At 40.5% G+C, this 26,523-nt stretch carries 27 protein-coding genes, 1 pseudogene and 1 other annotated feature; of the genes and pseudogenes, 27 read left to right on the top strand and 1 reads right to left on the bottom strand.

Translation table 11 applies throughout. The annotated features are described in order from the left end of the window. Position 1: 1 nt before the first annotated feature. The 27 genes and pseudogenes from ACRYKC_RS13315 (at position 2) to ACRYKC_RS13445 (ending at position 25,019) form a co-directional block, all read left to right on the top strand. On the top strand, positions 2 to 751 hold the full coding sequence (locus ACRYKC_RS13315; protein ID WP_433807220.1) for a 16S rRNA (uracil(1498)-N(3))-methyltransferase: 750 nt from the start codon (positions 2 to 4) through the stop codon (positions 749 to 751). A 94-nt stretch (positions 752 to 845) separates the two neighbouring features. Further along, positions 846 to 1,517, top strand: a complete 672-nt coding sequence (gene deoC, locus ACRYKC_RS13320; protein WP_433807221.1) for a deoxyribose-phosphate aldolase — start codon at positions 846 to 848, stop codon at positions 1,515 to 1,517. Between the two features lie 296 nt (positions 1,518 to 1,813). Further along, positions 1,814 to 2,296: pseudogene (locus ACRYKC_RS13325) on the top strand (flavin reductase family protein). 152 nt (positions 2,297 to 2,448) lie between these two features. Further along, positions 2,449 to 2,622 (top strand): 30S ribosomal protein S21, encoded by a 174-nt coding sequence (gene rpsU / locus ACRYKC_RS13330; RefSeq protein ID WP_035546781.1) that lies wholly within the window; start codon positions 2,449 to 2,451, stop codon positions 2,620 to 2,622. Positions 2,623 to 2,643: 21 nt separating this feature from the next. Next, entirely contained in the window at positions 2,644 to 3,090 is a 447-nt protein-coding gene (locus ACRYKC_RS13335; protein ID WP_433807222.1) for a GatB/YqeY domain-containing protein, read from the top strand. Between the two features lie 238 nt (positions 3,091 to 3,328). Beyond that, positions 3,329 to 4,648, top strand: coding sequence for an NfeD family protein (locus ACRYKC_RS13340; protein WP_433807467.1), 1,320 nt, complete (start codon positions 3,329 to 3,331; stop codon positions 4,646 to 4,648). Further along, positions 4,645 to 5,640, top strand: coding sequence for a flotillin-like protein FloA (floA, locus tag ACRYKC_RS13345; RefSeq protein ID WP_433807223.1), 996 nt, complete (start codon positions 4,645 to 4,647; stop codon positions 5,638 to 5,640). The genes ACRYKC_RS13340 and floA overlap by 4 nt, the downstream gene beginning before the upstream one ends. A 30-nt stretch (positions 5,641 to 5,670) precedes the next feature. Then, positions 5,671 to 6,201: a hypothetical protein gene (locus ACRYKC_RS13350; protein ID WP_433807224.1), complete on the top strand. Its 531-nt coding sequence runs from the start codon at positions 5,671 to 5,673 to the stop codon at positions 6,199 to 6,201. 71 nt (positions 6,202 to 6,272) lie between these two features. Beyond that, positions 6,273 to 6,557, top strand: coding sequence for a sporulation protein YqfC (yqfC, locus tag ACRYKC_RS13355; RefSeq protein ID WP_433807225.1), 285 nt, complete (start codon positions 6,273 to 6,275; stop codon positions 6,555 to 6,557). Positions 6,558 to 6,574: 17 nt separating this feature from the next. After that, on the top strand, positions 6,575 to 7,756 hold the full coding sequence (yqfD, locus tag ACRYKC_RS13360; RefSeq protein ID WP_433807226.1) for a sporulation protein YqfD: 1,182 nt from the start codon (positions 6,575 to 6,577) through the stop codon (positions 7,754 to 7,756). Between the two features lie 2 nt (positions 7,757 to 7,758). Continuing rightward, positions 7,759 to 8,721: a PhoH family protein gene (locus ACRYKC_RS13365; protein ID WP_085029498.1), complete on the top strand. Its 963-nt coding sequence runs from the start codon at positions 7,759 to 7,761 to the stop codon at positions 8,719 to 8,721. A gap of 65 nt (positions 8,722 to 8,786) precedes the next feature. Next, positions 8,787 to 10,901, top strand: a complete 2,115-nt coding sequence (locus ACRYKC_RS13370) for an HD family phosphohydrolase (protein WP_433807227.1) — start codon at positions 8,787 to 8,789, stop codon at positions 10,899 to 10,901. Next, on the top strand, positions 10,898 to 11,371 hold the full coding sequence (gene ybeY / locus ACRYKC_RS13375) for an rRNA maturation RNase YbeY (protein ID WP_433807469.1): 474 nt from the start codon (positions 10,898 to 10,900) through the stop codon (positions 11,369 to 11,371). The genes ACRYKC_RS13370 and ybeY overlap by 4 nt, the downstream gene beginning before the upstream one ends. Continuing rightward, positions 11,346 to 11,717, top strand: coding sequence for a diacylglycerol kinase family protein (locus tag ACRYKC_RS13380; RefSeq protein WP_433807228.1), 372 nt, complete (start codon positions 11,346 to 11,348; stop codon positions 11,715 to 11,717). Before ybeY ends, ACRYKC_RS13380 begins: the two co-directional genes overlap by 26 nt. Before the next feature lie 74 nt (positions 11,718 to 11,791). Continuing rightward, entirely contained in the window at positions 11,792 to 12,697 is a 906-nt protein-coding gene (gene era, locus ACRYKC_RS13385; protein WP_433807229.1) for a GTPase Era, read from the top strand. Positions 12,698 to 12,821: 124 nt separating this feature from the next. After that, the gene (locus ACRYKC_RS13390) at positions 12,822 to 12,950 is read left to right on the top strand and encodes a YqzL family protein (RefSeq protein ID WP_433807230.1); all 129 of its coding nucleotides are present in this window, start codon (positions 12,822 to 12,824) and stop codon (positions 12,948 to 12,950) included. A 21-nt stretch (positions 12,951 to 12,971) separates the two neighbouring features. Then, positions 12,972 to 13,721, top strand: a complete 750-nt coding sequence (gene recO / locus ACRYKC_RS13395; protein ID WP_433807231.1) for a DNA repair protein RecO — start codon at positions 12,972 to 12,974, stop codon at positions 13,719 to 13,721. An 87-nt stretch (positions 13,722 to 13,808) separates the two neighbouring features. Beyond that, positions 13,809 to 13,981, top strand: a binding site (T-box leader). 72 nt (positions 13,982 to 14,053) lie between these two features. Continuing rightward, the gene (gene glyQ / locus ACRYKC_RS13400) at positions 14,054 to 14,941 is read left to right on the top strand and encodes a glycine--tRNA ligase subunit alpha (protein ID WP_433807232.1); all 888 of its coding nucleotides are present in this window, start codon (positions 14,054 to 14,056) and stop codon (positions 14,939 to 14,941) included. Beyond that, positions 14,934 to 17,018, top strand: a complete 2,085-nt coding sequence (gene glyS / locus ACRYKC_RS13405) for a glycine--tRNA ligase subunit beta (protein ID WP_433807233.1) — start codon at positions 14,934 to 14,936, stop codon at positions 17,016 to 17,018. Before glyQ ends, glyS begins: the two co-directional genes overlap by 8 nt. Before the next feature lie 82 nt (positions 17,019 to 17,100). Continuing rightward, the gene (ccpN, locus tag ACRYKC_RS13410) at positions 17,101 to 17,730 is read left to right on the top strand and encodes a transcriptional regulator CcpN (RefSeq protein WP_433807234.1); all 630 of its coding nucleotides are present in this window, start codon (positions 17,101 to 17,103) and stop codon (positions 17,728 to 17,730) included. Positions 17,731 to 17,756: 26 nt separating this feature from the next. Beyond that, on the top strand, positions 17,757 to 18,569 hold the full coding sequence (locus ACRYKC_RS13415; RefSeq protein ID WP_433807235.1) for a pyruvate, water dikinase regulatory protein: 813 nt from the start codon (positions 17,757 to 17,759) through the stop codon (positions 18,567 to 18,569). Between the two features lie 246 nt (positions 18,570 to 18,815). Then, positions 18,816 to 19,280 carry a YaiI/YqxD family protein gene (locus ACRYKC_RS13420; protein ID WP_433807236.1) on the top strand — a complete coding sequence of 155 codons (465 nt, stop codon included), beginning with the start codon at positions 18,816 to 18,818 and terminating at the stop codon, positions 19,278 to 19,280. Positions 19,281 to 19,314: 34 nt separating this feature from the next. Continuing rightward, positions 19,315 to 21,135 carry a DNA primase gene (gene dnaG / locus ACRYKC_RS13425; RefSeq protein WP_433807237.1) on the top strand — a complete coding sequence of 607 codons (1,821 nt, stop codon included), beginning with the start codon at positions 19,315 to 19,317 and terminating at the stop codon, positions 21,133 to 21,135. Between the two features lie 32 nt (positions 21,136 to 21,167). After that, positions 21,168 to 22,301, top strand: coding sequence for an RNA polymerase sigma factor RpoD (gene rpoD / locus ACRYKC_RS13430; protein WP_085029509.1), 1,134 nt, complete (start codon positions 21,168 to 21,170; stop codon positions 22,299 to 22,301). A 457-nt stretch (positions 22,302 to 22,758) separates the two neighbouring features. Then, the gene (cccA, locus tag ACRYKC_RS13435; RefSeq protein ID WP_433807238.1) at positions 22,759 to 23,127 is read left to right on the top strand and encodes a cytochrome c550; all 369 of its coding nucleotides are present in this window, start codon (positions 22,759 to 22,761) and stop codon (positions 23,125 to 23,127) included. 70 nt (positions 23,128 to 23,197) lie between these two features. Further along, entirely contained in the window at positions 23,198 to 23,914 is a 717-nt protein-coding gene (locus tag ACRYKC_RS13440; RefSeq protein WP_433807239.1) for a tRNA (adenine(22)-N(1))-methyltransferase, read from the top strand. Further along, a complete protein-coding gene (locus ACRYKC_RS13445) occupies positions 23,901 to 25,019 on the top strand; it encodes a Nif3-like dinuclear metal center hexameric protein (RefSeq protein ID WP_433807240.1) in 1,119 nt (372 codons plus the stop codon). The genes ACRYKC_RS13440 and ACRYKC_RS13445 overlap by 14 nt, the downstream gene beginning before the upstream one ends. A gap of 432 nt (positions 25,020 to 25,451) precedes the next feature. Here the strand turns inward: ACRYKC_RS13445 and ACRYKC_RS13450 are convergent, their stop codons facing one another. Next, entirely contained in the window at positions 25,452 to 26,423 is a 972-nt protein-coding gene (locus tag ACRYKC_RS13450; protein ID WP_433807241.1) for a 4-hydroxy-3-methylbut-2-enyl diphosphate reductase, read from the bottom strand. Positions 26,424 to 26,523 lie beyond the last annotated feature (100 nt).

A 26,523-nucleotide genomic window follows, 5' to 3' on the forward strand; every position in this document is an offset into this window, starting at 1 on the left:
CATGCAAAGATATTTCGTAGCAACTGAAAATTGGGGATATGACTTCCTAGAAATAACTGGAGATGATGTTCACCATATTTATACGGTCATGCGTATGAAAGAAGGGGAACATTTGACAGCGGTTCATCCACAAAAAGGACCAGCCATTTGTGTGATCACAAACGTGAAAGAGGATCAAGTACAGTGTGAAGTAGTAGAATGGTTAAATGAAAACAGTGAGCTGCCAGCTGCCATTACGATTGTTCAGAGTTTAGGAAAAGGCGACAAGGTGGAACAGGTAGTGAAAAAAGGTACTGAGCTTGGTGCTTTTGCCTTCATTCCTTATCAAGCGGATAGGTCAGTAGCCAAATGGGATCCAAAAAAAGCTGAAAAGAAGACTCAGCGCTTAAGTAAAATTGCTAAAGAAGCGAGTGAGCAGTCAGAAAGAATTCACATTCCGGAAATTTATGAACTTCATTCCCTGTCTGATTTAGTTTCCATTTCTTACAAGTATGATCATTGTCTGTTTGCCTATGAAGATGAAGCTAGAAAGAAAAGTTATCATTTACTATCTGAAAAGCTTAAGGAAGTAAAAAGAGGCGATAAGGTCTTGATCATGTTTGGGCCAGAAGGAGGATTCTCTGAACAGGAAGTGGAGTGCCTTAGAGAGAATCATTTCACATCAGTAAGGCTTGGCCCAAGGATTTTGCGAATGGAAACAGCCCCTTTATATTTCCTGTCCAGCATCTCCTATCAATTGGAAGAAATGTAAAGAGTGAACGCTTAGATTGTTCGCGTTTTCAGCGCTTTCATGCTATGATACAATAGATGTACGAACAACTTAATTCGAAGGGAAGATATAAATAATGGAACAAAATCTAGCAAAAATGATTGATCATACACAATTGAAGCCTGACACTCCTAAAGATAAAATCACACAAATTTGTGAAGAAGCAAAAGAGCAACAATTTGCTTCTGTATGTGTAAACCCGCATTGGGTAGAGTATTGCTCTAAGCTTTTAAAAGATACGGATGTGAAAGTTTGTACGGTTATCGGTTTTCCGCTAGGCGCTACTACTAAAGAAACTAAAGCTTTTGAGACACGACAGGCGATTGAAAAAGGTGCTACAGAAGTAGATATGGTCATAAACGTCGGTGAACTTAAATCTGGCAACACAGATGTCGTAAAAGAAGATATCGAAGCAGTTGTCCGTGAAGCTCAAGGAAAAGCATTAGTAAAAGTGATCATCGAAACTTCTCTTTTATCTGAGGATGAAAAAGAAACAGCATCTGAGCTTGCTAAAGCAGCAGGAGCAGACTTTGTTAAAACTTCCACAGGTTTCTCAGGCGGAGGAGCTACCGTTGAGGACATAAGCTTAATGCGTAAGACAGTGGGCCCTGAAATGGGTGTGAAGGCTTCTGGCGGTGTCCGTGATTACGAAGGTGCAAAAGCGATGATCGAAGCTGGTGCTACTAGAATTGGAGCGTCTTCTGGTATCGAGATAGTAAACGGGGAACAGGGAACCTCTGATTATTAAAACATAACTTAGATGATAAAGACCGTATGTTTAGGATAGCATTCGGTCTTTTTATGTGTCTAAAAGATTATAAAAGGAATTCATGTCCAAGAACTCTCTGCCGAATAAAGGTACATCCAGTTCTATCGAGTAGTCCTCCTCGTCCTTAAGTCAATAGACTTTGTGTAAAAAGCTATCCGATCCCATCGCTTGTAAGATGTATGTGAGGGTTCGCAAAACGGTTGCATTGTTGTACTCATGATATAATAATTTTTGAAGGGAAGGGGTGAACCATGAGGAAACAGGATTATGTGAAAATGCACAGTTATCCAAGTATGGTAGCCGTTGTTGGAGTTATGGCGGAAGATGGACCTACGTTTATGGCAGCTGGATGGCATGCGTATATATCGATGGCACCTCCGATGTATGGGGTGGCTATAGGCCGTCAAAGATTTACATATGATAAAGTAGTTCATACAGGGCGTTTTACAATTAATTTTTTGCCATTCAAAGAAACTGCATTTATTCAGTAAAGCGGGACAGAAACAGGAGCAAAATTAAGTAAAACAGGTACATTTAATCAGAGATGGTTTCAAGAAGATGAGAGTTCCCCTTTACTTAGTGATGCGTACTTGGCTTATGAATGTACTGTACATCAAATTGTTCCGACGGGGGATCATGATTGGGTAATAGGTGACATTCAGCAATGCTACTATGATGAAGAACTCTTTTTACCGAATGGACTGCCTGATATTAAACGGTTGGAAATACCTCTGTATTTAGGTAGATCTACTTATTAAAAGCAGGCCAATTGTGTGAAAAAAGGAATTTCCTGACCCAATCCATCATAAAAAAGTTGACCACACCTAAACCATATAATATAATTGTCAAAGGTATGGGAGGTTCCCATACGAGAGAAACAGTTTTTTTGCTTCGGAGGGAGGGAAATTGCATGTCAAATACAACTCGCGTTCGTAAAAACGAGTCTCTTGAAGATGCTCTTCGTCGCTTTAAGCGCGGTGTATCAAAAAGTGGTACATTAGCTGAATATCGTAAGCGTGAATATTACGATAAGCCTAGCGTACGCCGTAAGAAAAAGTCTGAGGCGGCTAGAAAGCGCAAGTAATTTAAGAGGGTGTTGAATGAGATGACTATTACGGAACGTCTCACCCAGGATATGAAAACAGCTATGAAGGCACGTGACAAAAAACGATTGTCTACGATTCGCATGGTCAGAGCTTCATTTCAGAATGAAGCCATAAAGCTGGGGAAAGACTCATTATCTGAAGAAGAAGAAATGACTGTTTTATCTCGTGAGGTAAAGCAGAGGAAAGATTCCCTCCAAGAATTCAAAGAAGCTGGACGTGAAGACCTTGTAGAAGAACTCGAGCAAGAAATCGAGATTTTGCAAGTATACATGCCGAAACAGCTGACAAATGAAGAACTTGAAGAAATCGTACAAGAAACGATTGAAGAAGTAGGAGCGACTTCCAAAGCTGACATGGGTAAGGTCATGAGCGCTGTAATGCCTAAAATCAAAGGCAAAGCTGATGGCTCCAAAGTCAATAAGCTTGTACTTCAGCAATTATCTTAAACTAAAAGACCTCTCTTCCGTAGGGAGGTCTTTTTATATTAAATAGAAAATTATAATATAAAGATAACGCCAATGCTTTTTAATTGCCGATTCATTACATTACATAAACTTTGTGCGAAAAATTTTGAAACCAAATGTAGATATATATCGTATAACTAGTATTGCGTGGGTAAGCTATCCTATAAGGAGGTGATCGTTCGTGAAGCGCTCATACAGCAGGTTAATCTTAGGTTTGCTTATTCTTGTAACCGCTGCTTTTTCTCTTCTCCAGTATTCATCGTCTGCCAATGCAGCAGGAGAAGGAAAGCAAGTCTATATCATACCTGTTAAGGAAACAGTCGAACGAGGAATGGCTGCGTTCTTAGAACGGACGACCGAAGAAGCTGCTGAAAATGGTGCAGATCATATCATCTTTGAGATCGATACTCCTGGCGGTCGGGTCGATGCTGCAGGAGAAATTGGAGAAATTTTTCAAGGTCTGGACATTCCGAACACTGCTTTTATAACAAGTCGTGCTTACTCTGCAGGTTCCTACATTGCGTTGAATGCTGAACAAATCTATATGAAACCTCAAGCAACAATGGGAGCTTCAGGGGTCATCAATTCTGATGGTACTGCGGCAGATAAAAAAGCGCAGTCTGCGTGGATTTCTGCCATGGTTGCAGCAGCAGAGTCTAATGGTCGTGATCCGTTGTATGCGAGGGCTATGGCTGATAGCAGTGTCGATCTTCCGAAATATGGGGCAGCGGAAGGTGAATTTTTGACACTAGGGCCGACAGATGCCGAAGAAGTAGGTTATGCGGAAGGAATTGTCGAAGATCGCACAGAATTACTTAGTGAACTGAACCTTTCCGATGCTAAGGTTATCGAAGAACAGCCGACTTTAGCCGAGAACCTTGCGAGATTTTTAACAGATCCAATTGTTATTCCTATCTTATTATCAGTAGCTAGTTTAGGTCTAATTGTAGAGTTATACTCCCCTGGCTTTGGAATACCCGGAATTATGGGAGTGTTATCATTAGTATTGTTCTTTTATGGTCATATCGTAGCAGGTCTGGCTGGTTACGAGGCGATTATTTTGCTCATACTCGGTATAGGGCTCGTAGTTGCGGAGTTTTTCTTACCAGGAGGTATAGCAGGGATTGCCGGGATAGTAGCCATTGTGGCCTCGCTTATGCTCTCTTCAGCAGATATGGGACATATGGCAATGAGTATTGGAATTGCGTTGATCGTAACAATTGTCGTGTCGATCATCCTATTCAAAGTAGTTGGGTTGGAAAGAGGGTTTTTCCGCCACATTATCTTAAACGATGCCACAACCTCCGAAAAAGGGTATGTGTCTACAGCGAATCGCCTTGAACTTATCGGTATGGAAGGGACAACGCTCACTCCTTTAAGACCTGCTGGAACGGCAGATTTTGATGGGAAACGGTTGGATGTCGTCACCGAGGGTGGTTTCATTTCAGCAAATCATCCGGTGAAGGTTGTGAAAACGGAAGGTTCAAGAATTGTAGTAAGAGAAATGAAAACTGATACACATGAGGAGGAAACGAAATGACGTTGCAAGAACTTATGCCGTTGATTATCATCGGTATTATCATTATCGTATTAGCTGTACTATTTACGTTCATTCCAGTTATGCTTTGGATCAGTGCGCTCGCTGCTGGTGTGAAAATAAACATTTTCACGCTTGTTGGAATGCGTTTAAGACGAGTCATTCCGTCTAGAGTCATCAACCCGTTGATCAAAGCACATAAAGCGGGTGTGAATGTAGATACGAACCAATTAGAAAGCCACTATTTAGCTGGTGGTAATGTAGACCGAGTCGTAAATGCATTGATTGCTGCTCAGCGTGCGAACATTGAGCTAAGTTTTGAACGTGCTGCTGCCATTGACCTCGCAGGCCGAGATGTGCTAGAAGCAGTTCAAATGAGTGTGAATCCTAAAGTAATTGAAACACCATTCATCGCAGGTGTAGCGATGGACGGAATTGAAGTGAAAGCTAAAGCGCGAATCACGGTACGCGCGAATATCGACCGTTTAGTGGGTGGTGCCGGTGAAGATACTGTCATCGCTCGTGTAGGTGAAGGAATTGTATCCACCATCGGTTCGAGCACGAACCATAATAAAGTTTTGGAAAACCCTGATCTTATTTCACAAAACGTTCTAGGGAAAGGTTTGGATGCAGGGACTGCATTTGAAATCCTTTCGATTGATATTGCTGACATCGACATCGGTAAGAACATCGGTGCGATCCTTCAGACTGACCAGGCGGAAGCAGATAAAAATATCGCTCAAGCGAAAGCTGAAGAACGCAGAGCTATGGCGATCGCCCAAGAACAAGAAATGCGTGCCCGTGTACAAGAAATGCAGGCGAAAGTGGTCGAAGCGGAAGCTCAAGTACCTCAAGCTCTTGCCGAGGCATTGCGTACAGGTAAAATGGGTGTAATGGACTATATGAATTATCAGAACATTAATGCAGATACGGATATGAGAAATACGCTTGGTAAAATGTCAGGCGATGAAAATAGTGAAGGGGAAGAAAGTTAACCTTCCACTTCCATGTAAAGGAGAATGGATATGGGAGATCTTCTCGATCTGATATTCAGTAATTTTTTGATCGTTGCTGCAATCATCGGAGGCTTAATCAGCTGGTTCAGCGGAATGACAAAAGATGAGGATCGTAAGCAGCGTCCAATGGGTTCTCCGCGCTCTGGACCATTATCTGAACCATCATCAGAACCTCAAAGACCTGCACAAGGGACGACGTCGCAGACTACTACCGAACGAATGGACACGAAATCGAGTAAAGATCGACTGAAGGATTACTATGAAGAGAAACAAAGGCGTTTGGATGAAGTTTCTGATCATCGCCAGAAACAAGAAGATGCTCAACATAACTTCACTTATGAAACGCCTAAGAAAGACGTTCACAGTTTAATGCAAAGAACTACAAATTCTGAAAAACAAAATAAGCAGATCTCTATGGATGGATGGGGAGAAAGTCGAAAATGGGATAAAAAACGTCTCGCGGAAGGGATTGTCATGGCTGAGATACTCGGTCGACCTCGGGCGCATAAACCTCATAGCTCTCATCCTAGAAAAAGATAATCGAAACGCACGAATTGTAGTGATACAATTCGTGCGTTTTTCGTATAAATAAAAAGAGAGGGGGAAGGCGTATGACTAAATGGCAACACAACATCCGTTCTTGGATCGCTCGCTATTTCGATTTACCATCAGATGTCATGCTCGACCTACCTAGGATTACGACTATTGGATCCATACACTTTTACATAGAAAATCACACAGGCCTTGTACACTTTTCAGATAGGGAGATAAGAATTCAATATAAGCAAGGACAGGTCAAGATTATAGGAAAAGACCTTGGAATAAAAATGATGTTAAAGGAAGAATTGTTGTTAGAAGGAGAACTGAAATCAGTGGAATTTTTGCCTAATTCATAATAACCGGAGGTGAAGGGATGGGAAATCAACATGATTTCTTTAAAGGAATCATGACCGTTCGTGTCCGAGGAAAATTGATTGAACCTTTCCTGCAGGCTTGTACAAGAAGAGGCTGCCAAATTACAAATATGCAAAGAATCAGTGAAGATGAAATTTTAATGTCCATTCGTTTAAACGAATGGACAATCTATCGCCAATTAAGAAGAAAATACAGGATAAAGCTTTCAATCGTCGACGGAAAAGGTATTCCTTTTCTATATAAGCAAATGCTAAACAAAACTTCTCTAGTAATAGCTTTTATCATTGGTGTCATCTTCATTTTCTTATTATCAAATACCTTATGGTCAATCAAGGTTGATGGCTTAACTCCTGAATTAGAAGCAAATGTAGAGAGCAAATTGAAGAGCTATGGTGTGTCTCCTGGAAAACTCACTATAGGAATGAATGATCCGAATGAGATCCAAAGTAAATTGTTAAATGACATTCCCGATCTTCTCTGGGTTGGAGTGAAAAAACAGGGGACGAGCTATCAACTGTACGGAGTGGAGAAAACGATTCATGATACGGATAAGAACAATCGGCCATCTAATCTGGTCGCTGCCAAAAAAGGAATGATTGTTAAAGCGTTCATTAAAAAAGGACGGCCTCTCGTCAATGTGTACGATGTAGTAAAGAAAGGGCAGCCTCTCGCTACAGGCGTGCTTGTCGAAGATGAAGATACTTTCGTTCATGCTGAAGGAGAAGTTATAGCAGAAACATGGTACAAAGTTGAACAACATCTGCCTTTAAAACAAGTTCTTCAACTTACCAATGGAGAGGTAGAAAATCAATACTCTCTTCGCATAGGCTCTCTTGAAATTCCTGTATGGGGATGGTGGAAAGGAAAAGAAGGAAATTTCAGAGAAGAGACTCAAACAACAAAATGGAAAATGTTAAATAAAGAAATGCCTGTTCAGCTGCTAACCTTAAGCCATTACAAAATAGATATGCAGACGCTTGAAGGTACTAAAAAAGAATTAGAGAAAATAGGTGTTCAGAACGCTGCACAGAGCTTGCAGCAGTACCTCTCTAAAGACTCCAAGATCAAGGGACAAAAAGTTTTGCACCATCGGAATGAGAATGGTAAAGTAAAATTAATCCTTTTATTTAAGGTTCATGAAAACATAGCAGTGACCAAGTATATAAGCCAAGGAGATTGAGTATGCCAGAAGATTTAAAAACCATTGACATTCAGTTAGATAACACAACAGAAGCGTTAGCCCTTTTTGGGACTGAAGATAGAAACCTAAAACAGATAGAAGAGCAGCTAAAAGTGACCATCATTTCCCGTGGAGAACAAGTTCGTGTCTCCGGGCCGGCAGAGCATGTCCAATTGGTTGAAGGCATTCTTATGTCTGTGCTGGCAATTATTCGTAAAGGTTTAACCATCACCGAACGTGATGTCGTGTACGCGGTGGAGCTTGCGAAAAAAGGTAAAATCAATCAATTTGAAGCTTTATTTGAAGATGAAATTACTAGAAATACTAAAGGAAAATCTATACGTGTTAAAACACTTGGACAGAGAAGTTATGTATCGGCTATAAAGAAGAATGACCTTGTATTTGGTATAGGACCTGCTGGTACTGGAAAAACATATTTGGCAGTCGTAATGGCGGTCAACGCTTTGAAAAACGGGGACGTAAAACGAATTATTTTGACACGTCCTGCTGTAGAAGCTGGAGAGAGTTTAGGTTTCCTTCCTGGAGATTTGAAAGAAAAGGTGGATCCATATTTACGTCCTCTTTATGACTCACTTCATGATTTGTTCGGGGCAGAACACACGGCTCGCCTGATTGACAGGGGAACGATTGAGATTGCTCCATTAGCTTACATGAGAGGGCGTACTCTAGATGATGCCTTTGCGATTTTAGACGAAGCTCAAAATACTACACCGGAGCAAATGAAAATGTTCTTAACTCGTCTAGGCTTTGGATCTAAAATGATTATTACAGGCGACATTACCCAAGTGGATCTGCCTAGAGGAGTAAAGTCAGGACTGAAGGTTGCAGAGGAACGTCTTAAACATGTAAAAGGTTCACAATTTATTCATTTAGATCAATCAGATGTTGTCAGACACCCGCTCGTACAAAGAATTATTGATGCTTACGAAGGTGACGATGCTTAAGGCCCAAGAGTTTGGGTCTTATTTATTGGTTTCATGAGGAATAAATAGCTAAAGAGGGTGGGGACTTGAAAAGATTAAGCGAATTCTTTACTAATCTAACTATTTACCGTGAAAGAACTTTGCTATTTATTCTTTCAGTTGGGATTGTTACGCTCTTTTTCTTTTTGTCCCTTTCGAATATTTACACCCCTACATATAATTTAGAGAAGTACAGTCCTGCCCCTGAGACGATACGTGCCCCCTTTACAGTGGAAAATGAAAGAAAAACGGAAGAACTTATAAGAGAAGCCACACAAGCAGTCGAGGACCGCTATACAATCTCCAAAAATATTGAAGCGGAAAGAACTGAGATAATTTCTGAGGTGTTCTCTGGTATTAATGAAGTGAAAAGCCCTACAGAAGAAAATGTGTCATTAGAAGAGGACCTTGTTACTTTAAAGTCCTATTTACCTGAAGAAGTAGCTCAAGAGCTTCCTGAAGGAATATTTGAAGCATTTTTGAGAGCGGATACAAAAGAATTGGAGAATGCAGAATCACTTCTTCTAACTTCTTTAAAGAGCGCTTTTAGCGAAGGATTAAGGTCTGAAGGTATTGAGGAAGCGGAGCGCACCATTGATTTGAAGGTTCAATATTCTTCTCTACCTGATCCAGTTAAACAAGCGACGACTGATTTAGGGAAATTCGCTCTGGTCGAAAATGCATTTTTTGATGCTGAACGTACGCAGGAAGCTAGGAAAAAGGCGGCCGCAGGAGTAGACCCCGTATTGATTCGGTCCGGTGAAGTAATCGTTACTCAAGGTTCTACACTCACAAATGAAGTTATGGAGGAACTGCAATTAACGGGGCTATTATCCGATCACAAGAACGGCTGGCCAATGCTCGGTCTAGTTTTATTTTGTGGTTTGCTTGCTTGTGTTGTTATTTATGAAAGCTTAAAAGCAAGAAAAAGGAATATGACAATGCGACATATCGGAGTTCTTGCAGTCATTTCGGCGTTCACACTACTAGTAATGAAAGTTTGCAGTTTATTTGTCACAATTGATCAACCTTATTATTTTCTTTTACCTGCTGCTGCAGGGGCGATGCTAATTAAACTGTTATGTGATGAGCGTTTGGCCATGGTTATGTCGATCGTTTTCGCGTTGATGGCTTGTCTGCTATTTAACGGACAGATCGCTGGTGTTCTAAACGCTCAAGCGGGGATTTACACGTTGATGTCACAACTTGCTGGTATTATTTTTCTCGTTCATTATAAAGATCGTTCAGCTGTTGTGAGGGCTGGTGCAGGTATTGCTTTTATCAATATATGCATGATTACGTTCTTTTCATTCATTTCTTTCGAAAGATATTCATGGGTAGAATGGAGCACATTTATAGGATATGGAGCTTTAGCGGCATTCTTTTCAGTGGTGTTGACACTTGGTGTGCTTCCGCTTATCGAAACAGGCTTTGGGATCTTGTCAGACCAGCAATTACTAAACCTCTCAAATCCTAATCACCCCTTACTTCGAAAGATTTTAGTGGAAGCTCCTGGTACTTATCACCACAGTGTGATGGTCGCAAACTTGAGTGAAGCCGCCTGTGAATCAATCGGAGCGAATGGTTTATTGGCTCGAGTTGCTTCCTATTATCACGATTTAGGAAAAACGATAAGACCTAATTACTTTATTGAGAACCAAATGGGAATGAGAAACCCTCACGATTTCTTAGACCCTGCACAAAGTGCTGAAATCATTATCGCACACCCCTATGATGGGGCAAAATTATTAAAGGAAAAAAAGATTCCGAAAGAAATTGTAGCTATTGCAGAACAGCATCATGGCACAACGCTTTTAAAATACTTTTATTACCAAGCTAAACATGAATCAAAGCATGTAGAGGAAAGTGAATATCGCTATCCAGGCCCGAAACCACAGACCATAGAAGCTGCGATTGTTAATATATGCGATTCAGTAGAAGCGGCTGTCCGTTCATTAGACGAACCAACTGAGGAAAAAATTAAACAAATCGCCCACGGGATTATTGAGAACAGGCTGTTGGACGGGCAGTTCGAGGAATGCGATCTCACTCTAAAACAATTAAAGGTTTTAGAGCAGGCTATTTGTGAAACACTAAATGGCATCTTCCATTCAAGAATAAAGTACCCTGATGCAAAAACTTTGGTGAAGGAGGCTAAATAATGATTCAAATTGATTTTCAAGATGAAACTAATTCAGTAGATGAAGCATTTGTAGATCTTATTCAACGTATTATTCTATTTGCAGCTGAAAAAGAAGGGGTTAAGGAAAATGGCGAAGTGTCGATAAGTTTTGTGGACAATAAGGAAATTCAGGAAATTAATCGGAACTACCGACAAAAGGATCAACCGACAGATGTCATTTCGTTTGCCATGCAAGAAGAAGGAGAAGGAGAAACGAAAATCTTAAGTGAAGATATGCCTCTTATGTTAGGAGATATTATCATTTCAATCGATAAAGCTAAAGAACAGGCAGAAGATTATGGACATACTCTTGAAAGAGAGCTTGGATTTTTAGCTCTTCATGGATTCTTACACCTGCTTGGATATGACCATTTGAATGATGAAGATGAAAAAGAAATGTTCAATAGACAAGAGGAAATCCTTCATGAATTCGGATTACAAAGGTCGTAAAAAGAAGAAGTCTATAGGCTTCCGTTATGCCATGAACGGCTTGAAACAGGTGTATAAAACAGAGAGGAATTTCCGCTTTCATTTGGTGGCTGCGGTAGCAGCCTTAGCCGCTGGTCTGATGATAGGCTTGACTCCAATAGAGTGGGCTGTCATTGCTCTGATAATCACGTTGGTTTTGACATTAGAGATGGTTAATTCTAGCATTGAACTTTTACTTGATTACCTTGCCCCTGAACTGAATCCAATGGCAGGGTTAATCAAGGATATAGCAGCGGGAGCCGTCTTACTTGCAAGTGCAGCATCTGTCATAATCGCTGTTCTCATCTTTGGCTCAAAGTTATTCTAAACAAATGAAAGTCCTATGGTTTTGTAGTAAAATGAAATTGAGCGTAACATGAAGTAATCATTGGAGGAACATCTATGACCGAAGAATTTAAATCGGGCTTTGTAACGATTGTAGGCAGACCGAATGTTGGAAAATCAACATTTATGAATCGTGTAATTGGTGAAAAGATCGCCATTATGAGTGATAAGCCCCAAACAACAAGAAATAAGATCCAGGGTGTCATGACAGACAAAGATTCTCAAATCATTTTTATCGATACACCTGGTATTCATAAGCCGAAACACAAACTTGGCGATTATATGGTCAATGTAGCTGAAAACACATTAAATGAAGTAGATGCGGTTTTATTTATGATTAATGCAGAAGAAGGTTATGGACGAGGAGATCAATTTATTCTTGATCGATTACAGAGAGTGGAACAGCCAGTTTTCCTTATCATTAATAAAATTGATAAAGTTCATCCTGATCAGCTGCTTCCCCTAATTGAGCACTACAAGGAAAAGCTTGACTTTGAAGAGATTGTTCCTATTTCAGCATTAGAAGGGAACAATGTCGATAACCTTCTCCAGGTTCTTAAAAGTCACTTGCCTGAGGGGCCACAGTTTTATCCAGAGGATCAAATCACAGATCATCCTGAACGGTTTGTCATTAGTGAATTCATCCGTGAAAAAGTCCTGCATCTGACTAGAGAAGAAATTCCACATTCCATCGCGGTTGTTATTGAGGGAATTGAACCAAGGGACAATTCAAATGCCGTCTATATCCAAGCAGCTATCATTGTTGAGCGTAAATCCCAAAAAGGAATTATTATCGGAAAACAAGGAAGCATGCTCAAAGAAATTGGGAAACGAGCGAGAAAGGATATCGAATCTTTACTAGGCAGTAAAGTCTATTTGGAACTATGGGTTAAGGTCCAAAAAGATTGGAGAAATAAGCAAATTCAACTCAGTGATTTTGGTTATCGTGAGGACGAATATTAACATCTGGAAAAATTTAAGACTTATGAATTCAGTGTGAGGAAGCATTCTAAGATCATAATCACTACACTTTGAAATGATTATACGAAAGGCGGTGTTTCTTGTGCTCGATAAGCTTTCATGGAATATGTTCAGACAAACAGGCAGTATTGAGAGCTATTTATTGATGAAAGAATTGGAGTCTCAAGATCAGCAGTCTCGTGAAACACAAATTTCCTCACCTGAACCAGAGTCTTCAGAAGATCTGAATTTGTAACATCAGAAGCAGGTGAACGCTTTGTTAGAAAAGATTGAAGGCATTGTTATCCGTACAAGGGATTATGGAGAAACACACAAAATAGTCACCTTGATGACGAGAGAGAAGGGTAAAATCGGTGTAATGGCACGAGGTGCCAAAAAGCCGAAAAGCCGCATGTCATCGGTGACTCAACCTTTTATCCATGGAATGTATCTCATTCAGATAGGGTCCGGATTGGGCTCCTTGAGCCAAGGGGAAATGATATCTTCCCTTCGCTCTATACGAGAGGATATCGTCAAAACTGCTTATGCTTCCTATTTGGCTGAAATGACAGATAAACTGATCGATGAAAAACAACCGGATCCTTTTGTCTATGAACAATTTTTACAAACATTGCTGTGGATGAATGAAGGAAAAGATGCTGAGATCCTTACCCTTATGTACGAATTGAAACTGTTTAAAAAAGCAGGTTTCGCACCTATCGTCGATCGATGCACAAACTGTGGAAGAGAAGAAGGTCCTTTCAATTTTTCCCTAAGTGAAGGAGGGCTTCTCTGTTTTCGATGCAAGCACAGAGATCCAGATGCTTTCGGTTTAAGTGAAACCCTTGCAAAGCTTTTACGATTATTTTTACATATGGATGTCAAACGGCTCGGCCAAATATCGATGAAAGAGCAAAATAAAAAGTTATTGCGTCACATCATTGATGAGTACTATGATCGTTATGGTGGTTATTTTATAAAGTCTAGAAAGTTCTTAAAGCAGCTTGATTTGTTTAAAGAAGAATAGGTCTAGTCTTTAGCTTTACACTGTTCCAAAGTCATTGAATGGATTGACAACGATCTGTGAATTCAGTATGATTCTATTACTTACTAATACATTGTGTTGAAGGAAAGTAGTAACCGACTCCCAAGGACAATAGCGAGCTTGTGACGGTGGAAGACAAGCGTTATGGATCGGTGAAGGCGTTCTGGAGCAAACATTCTTAAAGCGGCTTCCATTACATATGGAAGCAAATAGGGTGGAACCGCGGAAACCCCGTCCCTATGTCTACGAAGGCATAGAGACGGGGTTTTTGTTGTACTTCTACCTCTTTTCTCAACTAAACAAGGAGGGATCGCATGGATATTCAAAATATGATATTGACACTTCAGAAACATTGGTCAGATCAAGGGTGTCTGCTAATGCAGGCTTATGATACAGAGAAAGGTGCGGGGACAATGTCACCAATGACGCTGTTGCGCAGTCTAGGTCCAGAGCCATGGAACGTTGCTTATGTGGAACCATCAAGACGTCCAGCAGATGGCAGATACGGTCAGAATCCTAATAGACTTTACCAGCACCATCAATTCCAAGTTATTATGAAACCATCCCCTGACAATATTCAGGAACTTTATTTAGACTCATTAAGAGCACTTGGGATTGACCCTAATAAGCATGATATTCGCTTCGTGGAAGATAACTGGGAAAACCCAACCTTAGGAGCTGCAGGCCTAGGCTGGGAAGTTTGGTTAGACGGAATGGAAATCACTCAGTTTACTTATTTCCAGCAAATTGGTGGACTGGAAGCTCGTCCGGTCTCCGCGGAAATCACTTATGGTTTAGAGCGTCTTGCGTCTTACATCCAGGATAAAGAAAACGTGTTTGAATTGGAGTGGACGAATGGTGTGACCGTAGGCGATATTTTCTTGCAGCCTGAATATGAGCATTCCACCTACACATTTGAGGAGTCAGATGAAGAAATGCTCTTTAATTTATTCTCAGTATATGAAAAAGAAGCCGAACGAATTATGGAAAAAGGGCTGGTATTTCCAGCTTATGACTACGTTCTTAAGTGTTCTCATACATTCAACCTGCTTGATGCCAAGGGAGTCATTAGTGTAACGGAAAGAACCGGCTATATCTCAAGGGTTCGAAATTTGGCAAGAAAGATTGCTAACACCTATGTAGAAGAGAGAGAACGACTAGGATTCCCAATGCTTGAAATTGAGGAGGATAAGCATGAATAAAACGGTCTTGTTTGAACTGGGTGTAGAAGAGCTGCCGGCAAGGTTTATCGATGACGCCTTAACTCAACTTGTTTCAAAAACTCAAGCGTGGTTTGATAACCACCGCATTCCCTATGGAGATATTAAAGGTTTCGCTACCCCACGAAGGTTAGCAGTGCAAGTTTCAGATGTCTCTGAGAAGCAGCCAGACATTGAAGAAGAGGCCAAAGGTCCAGCCAAAAAGATCGCGATAGACGAGAATGGTGATTGGACAAAAGCAGCTATTGGCTTTTCTAAAGGACAAGGGAAAGAAGTAGACGATATCTACTTTAAGGAAATCAAAGGCACAGAATACGTCCATGTTACGAAATTCATCGAAGGACAAGCGACGTCAGAATTGCTAGAAGACTTTCGTGCTGTTTTCCTCGATTTGAACTTTCCTAAGAATATGAGATGGGGAAGTTACGAAATGCGCTACATTCGTCCAATTCGCTGGATAGTTGCTCTGTTTGGCGAGGATGTGGTTCCTTTTTCAATCGAGAACGTGTCGACAGACCGAATTACCTTTGGACATCGTTTCTTAGGAGAACAGTTCTCTCTTTCCCAGGCGGAAGATTATGAAGAGTCTTTGAAGGATCAGTACGTGATGGCATCAGTAGAAGACAGAAAAAACGAGATTCGAAAGCAACTGTTGGAGCTGGAAAAGGAGAATAACTGGAAACTTATACTCGATGAAGGTTTGTTAAATGAAGTGACGCATTTAGTCGAGTTTCCGACGGCTTTCAGCGGAGAGTTCAACAAGGAGTTTCTTGCTGTTCCAGAAGAAGCACTGATCACATCGATGAAAGAACACCAAAGATACTTCCCTGTTCGTTCAACTACTGGAGAACTTCTTCCCTACTTCGTTGGTGTCCGAAACGGTGACGATCAGCATTTAGATGTTGTTGCAAAAGGAAACGACAAGGTCTTAAAAGCACGGTTGAAAGATGCTCAATTCTTTTATGAAGAAGATCAAAAGGGCTCCATTGATGAAAAACTAGCTAAGCTTAACAGAATGGTTTATCAAGAAGAACTAGGTACACTTGCAGATAAAGTAAACCGGGTTGTCGCCATTACAAGTAAAGTCAGCGAGTGGCTTGATCTTGGGAAAAGAGAAAAACAACAAGCTAAAAGAGCAGCTGAAATATGCAAATTTGATCTTGTTACTCAAATGGTCGATGAGTTCACAGAGCTGCAAGGTGTTATGGGAGAAAAGTATGCCCGGCTGTTTGGCGAAGATGAAGAAGTGGCAGCGGCGATTAACGAACATTACATGCCTAGACAGGCAAATGGTAAACTCCCATCTACGACAATTGGCGCTATCGTCAGTATTGCAGACAAACTAGATACGATTGTCGGAAGTATCTCTATTGGTATTATTCCTACTGGATCACAGGATCCATACGGACTGAGAAGGCAGGCTCTTGGAATCTTGCAAACGCTGAACAATAAGGGATGGAAGATTGAAGTTGAGAAACTGATCGATCTCGTTCATCAGTTCTATCAAGAATTGGAGCTGCCGACTCGAGAAGAGAGTGAAATAAGAAAGGATCTTCATGAATTCTTTAGAGTGCGAGCTGCTTATTTGCTGCGAGAGGACCAGATTGATCCAGATGTAGTGGAAGCAGTGTTGACAAATGGCATTCATATTTATCCAACTACATTGGAAAAGGCAAAGTTACTAGTTGACAAACGACAAGATGTAAGTTTTAAACCTGTGCATGAAGCCTTGGGCCGTGTTTTGAACCTTGCGAAGAAAGCGGACAGCTATAGTGTGAACCCTGATTTATTTGAAAATGAGTCAGAGCGTGAACTTTATCAAGCGTATTCTGAGGTGCATGAAGATTTTGTAGAAGCCTTGAATCATGAGGTTCCGGCAAGTGCTCTTGAAGTTTTGGCACAGTTGGCTCAACCAATCCACAAGTTCTTTGACTATACTATGGTCATGGCAGAGGATGAGAAAATCAAAAATAATAGATTGAGTCTTCTAAACAAAATAGCCTCGGACATTAAAGCATTTGCTGATTTAAATGCGATTGAATGGAAACAACAATTCTAAGGCTCCTTCTTTTACCCTGGATTGAAAATGAGCTATAATAATGAAATAGTATGTCACATTACGTGATCAGGGTGGTGAAAGTTTGGAACTCTCCAACCGTCAAGAGCAGATAATTCAAATCGTCAAAGATAACGGACCTATTACCGGAGAAAATATAGCGGACCAATTGAACTTGACACGAGCGACCTTGCGTCCCGATCTGGCCATTTTGACAATGGCTGGATTCTTGGACGCGAGACCTCGTGTAGGTTATTTCTTTACAGGAAAGACTGGGTCTGAATTGTTAACAGAAAAGCTGAAGAAGTTTAAAGTGCAGGAATATCAGTCTGTCCCAATCGTAGTAGAAGAGGACGTCTCTGTATATGACGCGATCTGTACGATGTTTCTTGAGGATGTCGGAACTTTATTTGTGACTAATGAGGCTTCTCATCTAGCCGGCGTGCTCTCAAGAAAGGATTTACTGCGTGCAAGCATTGGAAACCAAGATCTAACCTCAGTTCCTGTGCATATCATCATGACACGCATGCCTAACATTACCATTTGCGAACAAGACGACCTTCTGCTCGATGCTGCGCAGAAATTAATAGACAAACAAATCGATGCTCTACCCGTAGTAAAGACCGCAGATGATGGTTTAGAAGTGATAGGTAGATTAACAAAGACAAATATTACAAAGGCTCTAGTCGAGCTTGCCCGTGATCAACATATATAGGTTATACAATAGTGAGGAGGGTGACGATGGGGAAACCATTCATTTATGTACTTTCAGATTCGGTAGGGGAAACGGCAGAGCTTGTTGTTAAAGCAGCTTTAAGTCAATTTGATGACGGTCCTTTTGACCTTCAGCGCATTCCTTATGTAGAAGATAAGGGAACGATCAATGAAGCTGTTCAGCAAGCAAAAGCCCAGGGAGCTATGATCGGATTTACTTTAGTTATTCCTGAATTTCGAAAGCATTTATTAGAGGAAGCAAAAAAACATAACATTGAATGCGTTGATATTATGGGACCAATGATGGAAGCGATGGAACGACATTTTGACATCGAACCTCGGTTGGAACCGGGATTAGTTCATAAATTGGATGAGGATTATTTTAAACGTGTAGAAGCTATAGAATTTGCCGTGCGTTATGATGATGGCAGAGATCCTCGTGGAATATCGAAGGCAGATATTGTTTTGATTGGTGTATCACGCACATCAAAAACTCCTTTGTCTCAATACTTAGCCCATAAACGGCTGAAGGTTGCGAATGTACCTATTGTGCCGGAAGTCAAGCCGCCTTCAGAATTGTTTCGGGTAGATAAGAGTAAATGTATTGGCTTAAAAATCAGTGCAGAAAAACTGAACGATATAAGAAAAGAAAGGCTGAGATCACTTGGGTTGGGTTCTCAAGCCAGCTATGCCAATATTGATAGAATTGAACAGGAAATTCAGCACTTTAATCGGGTCGTTGACCGGATTGGTTGTGAAGTTATTGATGTTTCCAACAAGGCTGTTGAGGAAACAGCAAATGTAATTATGAATAAATTACGAGAAAAATCTCAAGAATAGTCAAATGAACAAAAGTCGCGCTATGGTTAAGCGCGACTTTTGTTGGGAAGAATGAAAAATAGGTAAAATTAGATATAGCAAATATGGAGGTAATGTATTATAATAATTATTTGTGAAAAAAACGTTTGATTTTCAAAATAGAGTTGATGATCAGTTAGAACTTTGGGACTAGGAAACACTTTTCAGAAAAATAAAACATTCTAAATTAAGAAGGATTCTATGTTTGATTGTAGAAATAGTGATACTATGTCAAAACAAATTCAAAATGTGTGGGTGGATGCCGACAGCTGTCCCGTTCAAGATGAAATTGTCGAGGTTTGTTCAAGCTTTTGTGTCACACCAAAATTTGTAGCCACAGTAAACCATTATAGCCCGGATAAACTCGATCAAAATTGGACATTTTTAGATCATGGATCCCAGTCCGTCGATTTATACATTATTAATCATTCGAAGGCAGGAGATCTAGTTGTATCTCAAGATTTGTCGCTCGCTGTATTATTGACATCCAAAGGGGTTTATGTAATTACACCGCGAGGTAAACTAGTTAAAGAAGATGAAGCGAATACTATAATGGAGCAAAAGCATATCCGTCAGCAAACGATGAAACGCACCAGGAAATGGAAGGGTCCGTCAGCTTTTACGAAGGCAGACCGAGAGTACTTTCGCGGTCAACTGGAAAAAATGTTGTCTCAAATTGAAGGTTTTAAGTAAAGAGCATCGAATATTTGTTTAGTGGTGATGAAGTATGGCTGGACACATTCCAGAAGAAAAAGTAGATGAAATTCGCCGGTCAACGGATATTGTTGACATAATAGGTGGATATGTCGACTTGAAAAAACAAGGAAGAAACTATTTTGGACTTTGCCCTTTTCACGGGGAAAACACTCCTTCTTTTTCCGTTTCTGCTGATAAGCAAATCTTTCATTGCTTTGGATGTGGAAAGGGAGGGAATGTGTACACCTTCCTCATGGAGATTGAAGGCTTCAGTTTCATACAGGCGGTTAAGCAATTAGCTGAACAGACGGATATTGAATTGCCTGAACAATGGACTAAAGAAGAGCCTGCCCAACACAGTGAAGAATCACAAAGTGTATTAGAAGCTCATCAATGGCTTACCAAGCTCTATAACCATTTGTTACGGAATTCGAAAGACGGAAAAGCAGCTTATCAATATTTAATTGATCGCGGATTTACAGAAGATACGATCAAAAAGTACCAGCTTGGTTATTCTCCTAACTCCAAAGATTTTGTTGTGACGTTTCTTGAGAAAAAAGGCTTTCATCCCCAGACGATGGTTAAAGCAGGGTTGCTCAGTTCAAACGATCAGGGCGAATACGCTGATAGATTCAGGGGAAGAGTTATTTTCCCGCTGAGGAATCATCTTGGGAAAACAGTAGCATTTGCAGGCCGTGCCCTTGGAAACCAGGAGCCAAAGTATTTAAACAGTCCGGAAACCGAACTGTTTCATAAAGGAAGGCTACTCTATAATTTTGACCAGGCACGATCCTCCATCAGGAAACAAAAAGCAGTCATCTTGTTTGAAGGGTTTGGAGATGTTATTTCGGCAGATCAAGCCGGAGTCCATAATGGAGTTGCTACGATGGGAACATCTTTATCGAGCAGCCAGGCGAACCTGCTGAAACGCTACGTTGACAAAGTAATTATTTGCTACGATGGTGATCAGCCTGGTATAGAAGCAGCAGTTAAAGCTGCAAAAACGATGAAGGCAGTTGGATGCCAAACCTTCGTTGCCAGAATTCCAGATGGATTGGATCCGGATGATTTTATACAAAAAAATGGTGGAGATCGGTTTCAGAAAGAGGTGCTTGATACAAGCGATACTTACATTTCGTTTGTGATGAGCTATCTTAGAAGGGATTACAACCTTCAATTAGAAGGAGATCGGATCGCTTATATCGAAAACGTATTACAAGAGGTCGCTTTACTTGAACGAGCCGTAGAACGAGAACATTACATTAATGAATTAGCTAATGAATTTGAAATGTCTGTTGAAACGCTGAAAGAAGAAGTTCAGCGGATCAGGGGGCAAAAAGCATCGTCACGGGATAACGTAGAGCAGAATCGTCATACTAATCGTAAAAGCTATTCACCTATTCAAAATAGATTGCTTCCCGCTTTTCACAATGCAGAAAGGAAGCTCATTGCATATATGTTGAAAGATCCGCTGATAGCTGATAAAGTTCAGGAGGAATTAGGAGGCGGATTCAATATCTCCGATCATCAGGTGATTGTTACTCATCTTTATGCATATTATGAAGACGGTAATGATTCAGATGTAAGTCAATTTGTAGAAAAGCTGGATGATGCCGCTTTAAAGAATCTGGTTATAGAATTAGCAATGAACTCATTAAGTGAAGAAGTGTCTGATCAAGAATTACACGATTATATTGCAGCTGTTAAAGCAGAGAATAGTGATCGTACAGAAATAAAGACTCTTGAGGCTGAATTAAAAAGAGCAGAACAACAAAATGAACCCATTAAAGCAGCTGAGATTGCTATGAAAATCATTCGCCTTAAGAAAGAACTGAGAAGCACTCATTCATAGTTTGTGTAGATATGTTGGAAGGAGGGGGACTTATGGCAGATAAGCAACAACAGCCATCACGTTCTAAAGAAACTGAAAATACTAATGAATTGACACTTGAGCAAGCAAAAGAACAAGTGTTGGAAATAGGGAAAAAACGAGGAGTCCTTGCCTATGAAGAAGTAGCTGAGAAGCTTTCCAATTTCGAGCTTGACTCCGATCAAATGGATGAATTTTATGAACACTTAAATGACCAAGGTGTTGAGGTTATAGGTGATTCTGAAACTGATCCAAGCATGAAGCAGCTCGATAAAGAAGAAGAATTCGACCTTAATGACCTTAGTGTACCTCCAGGTGTTAAAATTAACGACCCTGTGCGTATGTATTTAAAAGAGATTGGTCGTGTCAATCTATTATCAGCAAAAGATGAAATCAGTCTTGCCCAGCGGATTGAGAACGGTGATGAAGAAGCGAAACGAGATTTAGCAGAAGCTAACTTGCGTCTTGTAGTAAGTATTGCAAAAAGATATGTAGGTCGCGGAATGTTGTTCCTTGATCTGATTCAAGAAGGAAACATGGGGCTCATTAAAGCCGTAGAAAAATTCGATTATCGAAAAGGCTACAAATTCAGTACGTATGCTACATGGTGGATTCGCCAAGCAATTACACGTGCGATTGCTGACCAAGCACGTACCATTCGTATTCCTGTTCACATGGTGGAAACGATTAATAAGTTGATTCGAGTGCAACGTCAACTTCTTCAAGATTTAGGCAGGGAGCCGACACCCGAAGAGATTGCTCAAGACATGGAATTAACTCCGGATAAAGTACGTGAAATCCTGAAGATCGCTCAAGAACCTGTCTCATTGGAAACACCAATTGGTGAGGAAGATGATTCTCATCTTGGAGACTTTATTGAAGATCAGGAAGCAACATCCCCTTCAGATCATGCAGCCTATGAATTATTGAAAGAACAATTAGAGGATGTGCTCGATACACTGACAGATCGCGAAGAAAACGTATTACGCTTACGCTTTGGGCTAGACGATGGCCGAACAAGGACCCTTGAAGAAGTAGGTAAAGTGTTTGGTGTAACTCGTGAGAGAATCCGACAAATCGAAGCAAAAGCACTTCGTAAGTTAAGGCATCCAAGCCGAAGCAAACGTCTTAAAGATTTCATGGAATAAACCATTTGAACTCAGTAATTCATCACTGTGGCATCGTTGATGGATTACTGGGTTTTTATTGTATGAGCTATATTTAGAACTTTTAAAGTACAATACGTTTTAAAATTTGTTTTTGTTACCCCTTTCATTTCTTGTCATTCATTTTACTGAAATGGACATCATAATGCAAACAGGGCTTTTGTCGAGTTTTGTTACCATTGCATGTTTACATTCTTAGTGGTTAAACTATAGTTATGTTTCATCTAGAAATCATCTAACAAAATCGTTTAAATGTGGATTGGGTAAGAGAGGGAAGTGTGTGGTTTGGTTCAGTTGATTTCGTATTTGTAATAATTTTTATTGTTTTGTAAGTTTTCACATGTTATCCCTTTCATAAGTAATGGTTTTCAAGTAAAATAAATATAGTCGAATAGACACGAATCTATTTCTAGGGAATACATAAGGAGGATGCAACCGAATGAGAAGAAACCCTGTGATTCCATTTGCAATTATTGCAGTCTTAGGTATTGTGGCTATGATCATCGTATCAGCTGCTGGAATTAACCAGCGTGAAGCCATTCAAAATGAAGAGAAAAATGGTGGAGAACAACAGGAAGAGGCAGCAAGTGCTAATCCCGAAGAAATGTTCCAATCCAAATGCGCAAGTTGTCATGGCGGCGATTTGAGCGGTGGAGCTGGACCGAACCTTCAAAAGGTTGGTAGCAAATATTCTGCAGAAGAAATCAAAGATATCATTGTAAACGGTAAAGGGTCTGCCATGCCGGCTGGCCTTTACACAGGTGAAGAGGCTACTAAGTTAGCTGAATGGTTAGCAGAAAAGAAATAGCAACAAAAGGGGAAAAGCTTTCTGTATCAGTCAGAAAGCTTTTCTTTTTTTAAGAAAGGAACGTTGATTTATGAATGTCAATTCTTTATCACAAAGACTATATAAGGTGGCAACTTATTTGCCGGAAGGAAGCCATTTTGCTGACATAGGTTCAGACCATGCCTATTTACCTTGCTACGTGTGCTTGCGGGATGAAACAGCTCGGGCAGTCGCAGGAGAAGTCAATCAAGGTCCTTATGAAAGTGCACGGAATGAAGTAACCTTACATAGCCTGCAAGATCGAATTGATGTAAGGCTTGGGAATGGACTGGAAGTGTTGGAAAAAGATGAGGTCAATCAAGTAGTAATAGCTGGAATGGGTGGACCGCTGATTCGAGATATTTTAGAAGCTGGAAAGAAGAAGCTTGGCACTGTACAACGAATAATCGCCCAGCCAAATATTGATTCAAGATCTATAAGACGCTGGTTTCTGAATAATGGGTACTCTCTTGTTGATGAAAGCATTCTAGAAGAAAGCGGACATATCTATGAAATCCTCGTTGCGGAACAAGGAGATGCAGGTAAACCTTACGACAAGCAACAAATTGATAAAGAACTTTGGTTAGGTCCTTATCTACTTAAACAAGGTGGAGTGACGTTTCGGAAAAAGTGTCAAGAGGAAATGGATAAGAAAAAGTATGTTCTTGAACAATTGAAAAAAGCATCATCTGTTGACCCAAAAAAAATCGAGGGGTTAAACAATGAAATTATGTGGTTGAAGGAGGTTCTTGATTATGACAGAAACTAAAACCGCCCAAGAAGTTATTCGAGAGTTTGAGAAATGGTCCCCGAAACACTTAGCCTTTGATTGGGATAACGTTGGTTTGCAAATCGGCACACTTAATAAGCCTATAGAGAATGTGATGGTTACACTAGATGTACTAGAGAATGTAGTAGACGAAGCGATTGAGAAGAATGTGGATTTGATTATCGCTCACCATCCTGTACTTTTTGTGAAATTGAGCGAAATTAATTTTGATACACCTAAAGGAAGAGTAATACGTAAACTCATTCAACACGACATCACTGTCTATGCGGCTCACACCAATTTGGATGTGGCTAAAGGCGGGGTCAATGATGTAATGGCGGAAGCGTTAAATTTAGAGAATGTAAAACCACTCCTTTCTTCTCAACAGGATGACTTAGTCAAATTGACCGTGTTTGTACCTGAAGAGCATGCAGATGCGCTCAGAAATGCAGTGAGTAATGCAGGTGCAGGCCATATTGGAAATTACAGTCACTGTACTTACCAGCTTTCCGGAGAAGGAACTTTCAAGCCGTTAGAGGGTACGAACCCCTATATCGGTTCAAAAGGCGAGCTTGAAATGGTGAAAGAGAAACGGATAGAGACCATCGTTCCGAAATCTAAATTAAAAGATGTTCTAAAAGCGATGGAAGAGGCTCATCCTTATGAAGAGGTAGCCTATGATTTGTATCCTTTGTTGAATGAGGGAGAAACACTTGGAGCTGGTCGAATTGGACGTCTTCCAGAACCGGTATCCCTAGAAGAACTTTGTCGACTTGTAAAAGAAAAATATAGCGTCCCTACCGTTCGTTTTGTAGGGGAGAATACTAAGCCAGTGAAAAAAGTGGCTTTACTTGGTGGAAGTGGAGAAAAGTTCATCCATCAAGCGAAAAGAAGCGGTGCAGACGTTTATATAACAGGAGATTTAACTTTCCATCTTGCGCAGGACGCCAAGGAAATGGGCCTTTCTATCATTGACCCAGGGCACCATGTAGAGAAAATCATCTGTCAGAAAGTGAAGGACTACTTAGAAAAGCATTGCAATCAAGACAGTAGATTAAATATTATGATCTCTGAAGCAAATACAGAGCCTTTTGAGTTTATATAAAAGTTCTATTTTTTTTAAGTTCTTTCTGCATTACCTTCTTTTTCAATATATAGGAGGATAGTGGAAGACTTGTTTAAGAGAAATTAGTGGAGTTTTAGGGACGTTGGGCAAGGATTCGCTTGCTATATGAGGTTCTAGGGATGTTGCTACGCAAATGCTCCATTCTGGAGTAGAGTGTCCCTAGCTTTTTCAAGGATGATGGATGGGGGAGATGGTGAGCTTTACATGAACATGCTACATGCCAGAAGACATAGTTGGTGGAGGCTCAATATATGACCACGAAAGGCGATTCGTTTTTTCATCTGCCCTATTTCAGAAAATAGTCTCGGAATAGAGGCTTAAAAATAGGTGGGTTAATCAATCTCAGCAATAAAATCAATCATAGAGGATAATAAAAAGTCCTGAACGCAAATGGTTCAGGACTTTTTGTGATCAACTCTTTTGTTCTTGTTTTTTCGTTTTCTTCTTTGCTTTGACACGAGGAAGAATTTTCTTTTGTTCTACCTTGGATTCTCGAACCCATGTGTCTACATCATTTGGATCATATTGTTCAATAAATTTGATGACTTCTTTTGTGATTGGTGTTGGAGTAGAAGCACCTGCAGTAACAGCCACTTTTTCTACACCTTCCAACCAATCAAGGTCAATCTCAGTCACGTCAGCAATACGATAGGCTTCTGTACCTGCTTTCTCTTTGGAAACCTGAGCAAGACGGTTAGAGTTATTACTTTTTGGATCGCCGACTACCAACGTTAGATCAGCATCTTTAGCCTGTTCAGAAACAGCCTCTTGACGAACTTGTGTCGCCATGCAAATTTCTTGCTGTTTTTCTAGTTGAGGAAATTTCTCTTTTGCTTTTTCCATGACATCGTAGACGTCCCACTGACTCATAGTCGTCTGGTTGGTAATCATTAGTTTGTCGTGATCGAGTTCTAACTGCTCAACATCCTCTTCGGTTTGAACAAGATGGACCTTTCCTGGAGCTACACCCATTGCTCCTTCTGGCTCAGGGTGGCCTTTCTTACCAACATAGATGATTTCATACCCTTCTGCAACCTTCTTACGAATCAGGTTGTGCGTATTGGTTACATCAGGACATGTCGCATCTAAAGTCATAAGGCCTTTAGCTTTTGCACGCTCTTTAACTTCAGGTGACACTCCGTGAGCAGTGAAAATGACAGTACCATCATTTATACCTTCCAGAAGGTCGAGTCTGTTTTTACCATCTACTGTAATAATGCCTTCCTCTTCAAAGGCTTCTGTTACATGAGAGTTGTGGACAATCATACCTAAAATATATATCGGACGAGGCAGATTTGGGTCTTTTGCTGCGTTTTGAGCAATGACCATAGCATCTACGACTCCGTAGCAATAACCGCGAGGGGCGATTTTAATGACTTCCATTATATAAAGTCCTCCTCTTCATCCAATCCAATAGAATAACTTTCAATACCATCCTCCATTATAAAGCCTAAAGGCAAAGTTGACAAAGAATCCCTTCAAA

The organism is Halobacillus sp. A1-3 (assembly GCF_050971765.1).
In the GTDB taxonomy this organism is placed as follows: Bacteria; Bacillota; Bacilli; order Bacillales; family Halobacillaceae; genus Halobacillus; species Halobacillus mangrovi_B.

Coding starts and splice junctions, on each gene's coding strand:
- glyQ (WP_433807232.1), top strand. CDS start 14,054: ATGGATATTCAAAATATGATATTGACACTTCAGAAACATTGGTCAGAT.
- era (WP_433807229.1), top strand. CDS start 11,792: ATGACCGAAGAATTTAAATCGGGCTTTGTAACGATTGTAGGCAGACCG.
- ACRYKC_RS13445 (WP_433807240.1), top strand. CDS start 23,901: ATGACAGAAACTAAAACCGCCCAAGAAGTTATTCGAGAGTTTGAGAAA.
- ACRYKC_RS13450 (WP_433807241.1), bottom strand. CDS start 26,423: ATGGAAGTCATTAAAATCGCCCCTCGCGGTTATTGCTACGGAGTCGTA.
- ACRYKC_RS13440 (WP_433807239.1), top strand. CDS start 23,198: ATGAATGTCAATTCTTTATCACAAAGACTATATAAGGTGGCAACTTAT.
- rpsU (WP_035546781.1), top strand. CDS start 2,449: ATGTCAAATACAACTCGCGTTCGTAAAAACGAGTCTCTTGAAGATGCT.
- ACRYKC_RS13365 (WP_085029498.1), top strand. CDS start 7,759: ATGCCAGAAGATTTAAAAACCATTGACATTCAGTTAGATAACACAACA.
- deoC (WP_433807221.1), top strand. CDS start 846: ATGGAACAAAATCTAGCAAAAATGATTGATCATACACAATTGAAGCCT.
- cccA (WP_433807238.1), top strand. CDS start 22,759: ATGAGAAGAAACCCTGTGATTCCATTTGCAATTATTGCAGTCTTAGGT.
- dnaG (WP_433807237.1), top strand. CDS start 19,315: ATGGCTGGACACATTCCAGAAGAAAAAGTAGATGAAATTCGCCGGTCA.
- yqfC (WP_433807225.1), top strand. CDS start 6,273: ATGACTAAATGGCAACACAACATCCGTTCTTGGATCGCTCGCTATTTC.
- floA (WP_433807223.1), top strand. CDS start 4,645: ATGACGTTGCAAGAACTTATGCCGTTGATTATCATCGGTATTATCATT.
- ACRYKC_RS13315 (WP_433807220.1), top strand. CDS start 2: ATGCAAAGATATTTCGTAGCAACTGAAAATTGGGGATATGACTTCCTA.
- ACRYKC_RS13415 (WP_433807235.1), top strand. CDS start 17,757: ATGGGGAAACCATTCATTTATGTACTTTCAGATTCGGTAGGGGAAACG.
- rpoD (WP_085029509.1), top strand. CDS start 21,168: ATGGCAGATAAGCAACAACAGCCATCACGTTCTAAAGAAACTGAAAAT.
- ACRYKC_RS13350 (WP_433807224.1), top strand. CDS start 5,671: ATGGGAGATCTTCTCGATCTGATATTCAGTAATTTTTTGATCGTTGCT.
- ACRYKC_RS13335 (WP_433807222.1), top strand. CDS start 2,644: ATGACTATTACGGAACGTCTCACCCAGGATATGAAAACAGCTATGAAG.
- ACRYKC_RS13420 (WP_433807236.1), top strand. CDS start 18,816: ATGTCAAAACAAATTCAAAATGTGTGGGTGGATGCCGACAGCTGTCCC.
- ACRYKC_RS13390 (WP_433807230.1), top strand. CDS start 12,822: ATGTTCAGACAAACAGGCAGTATTGAGAGCTATTTATTGATGAAAGAA.
- yqfD (WP_433807226.1), top strand. CDS start 6,575: ATGGGAAATCAACATGATTTCTTTAAAGGAATCATGACCGTTCGTGTC.
- ACRYKC_RS13380 (WP_433807228.1), top strand. CDS start 11,346: ATGAATTCGGATTACAAAGGTCGTAAAAAGAAGAAGTCTATAGGCTTC.
- glyS (WP_433807233.1), top strand. CDS start 14,934: ATGAATAAAACGGTCTTGTTTGAACTGGGTGTAGAAGAGCTGCCGGCA.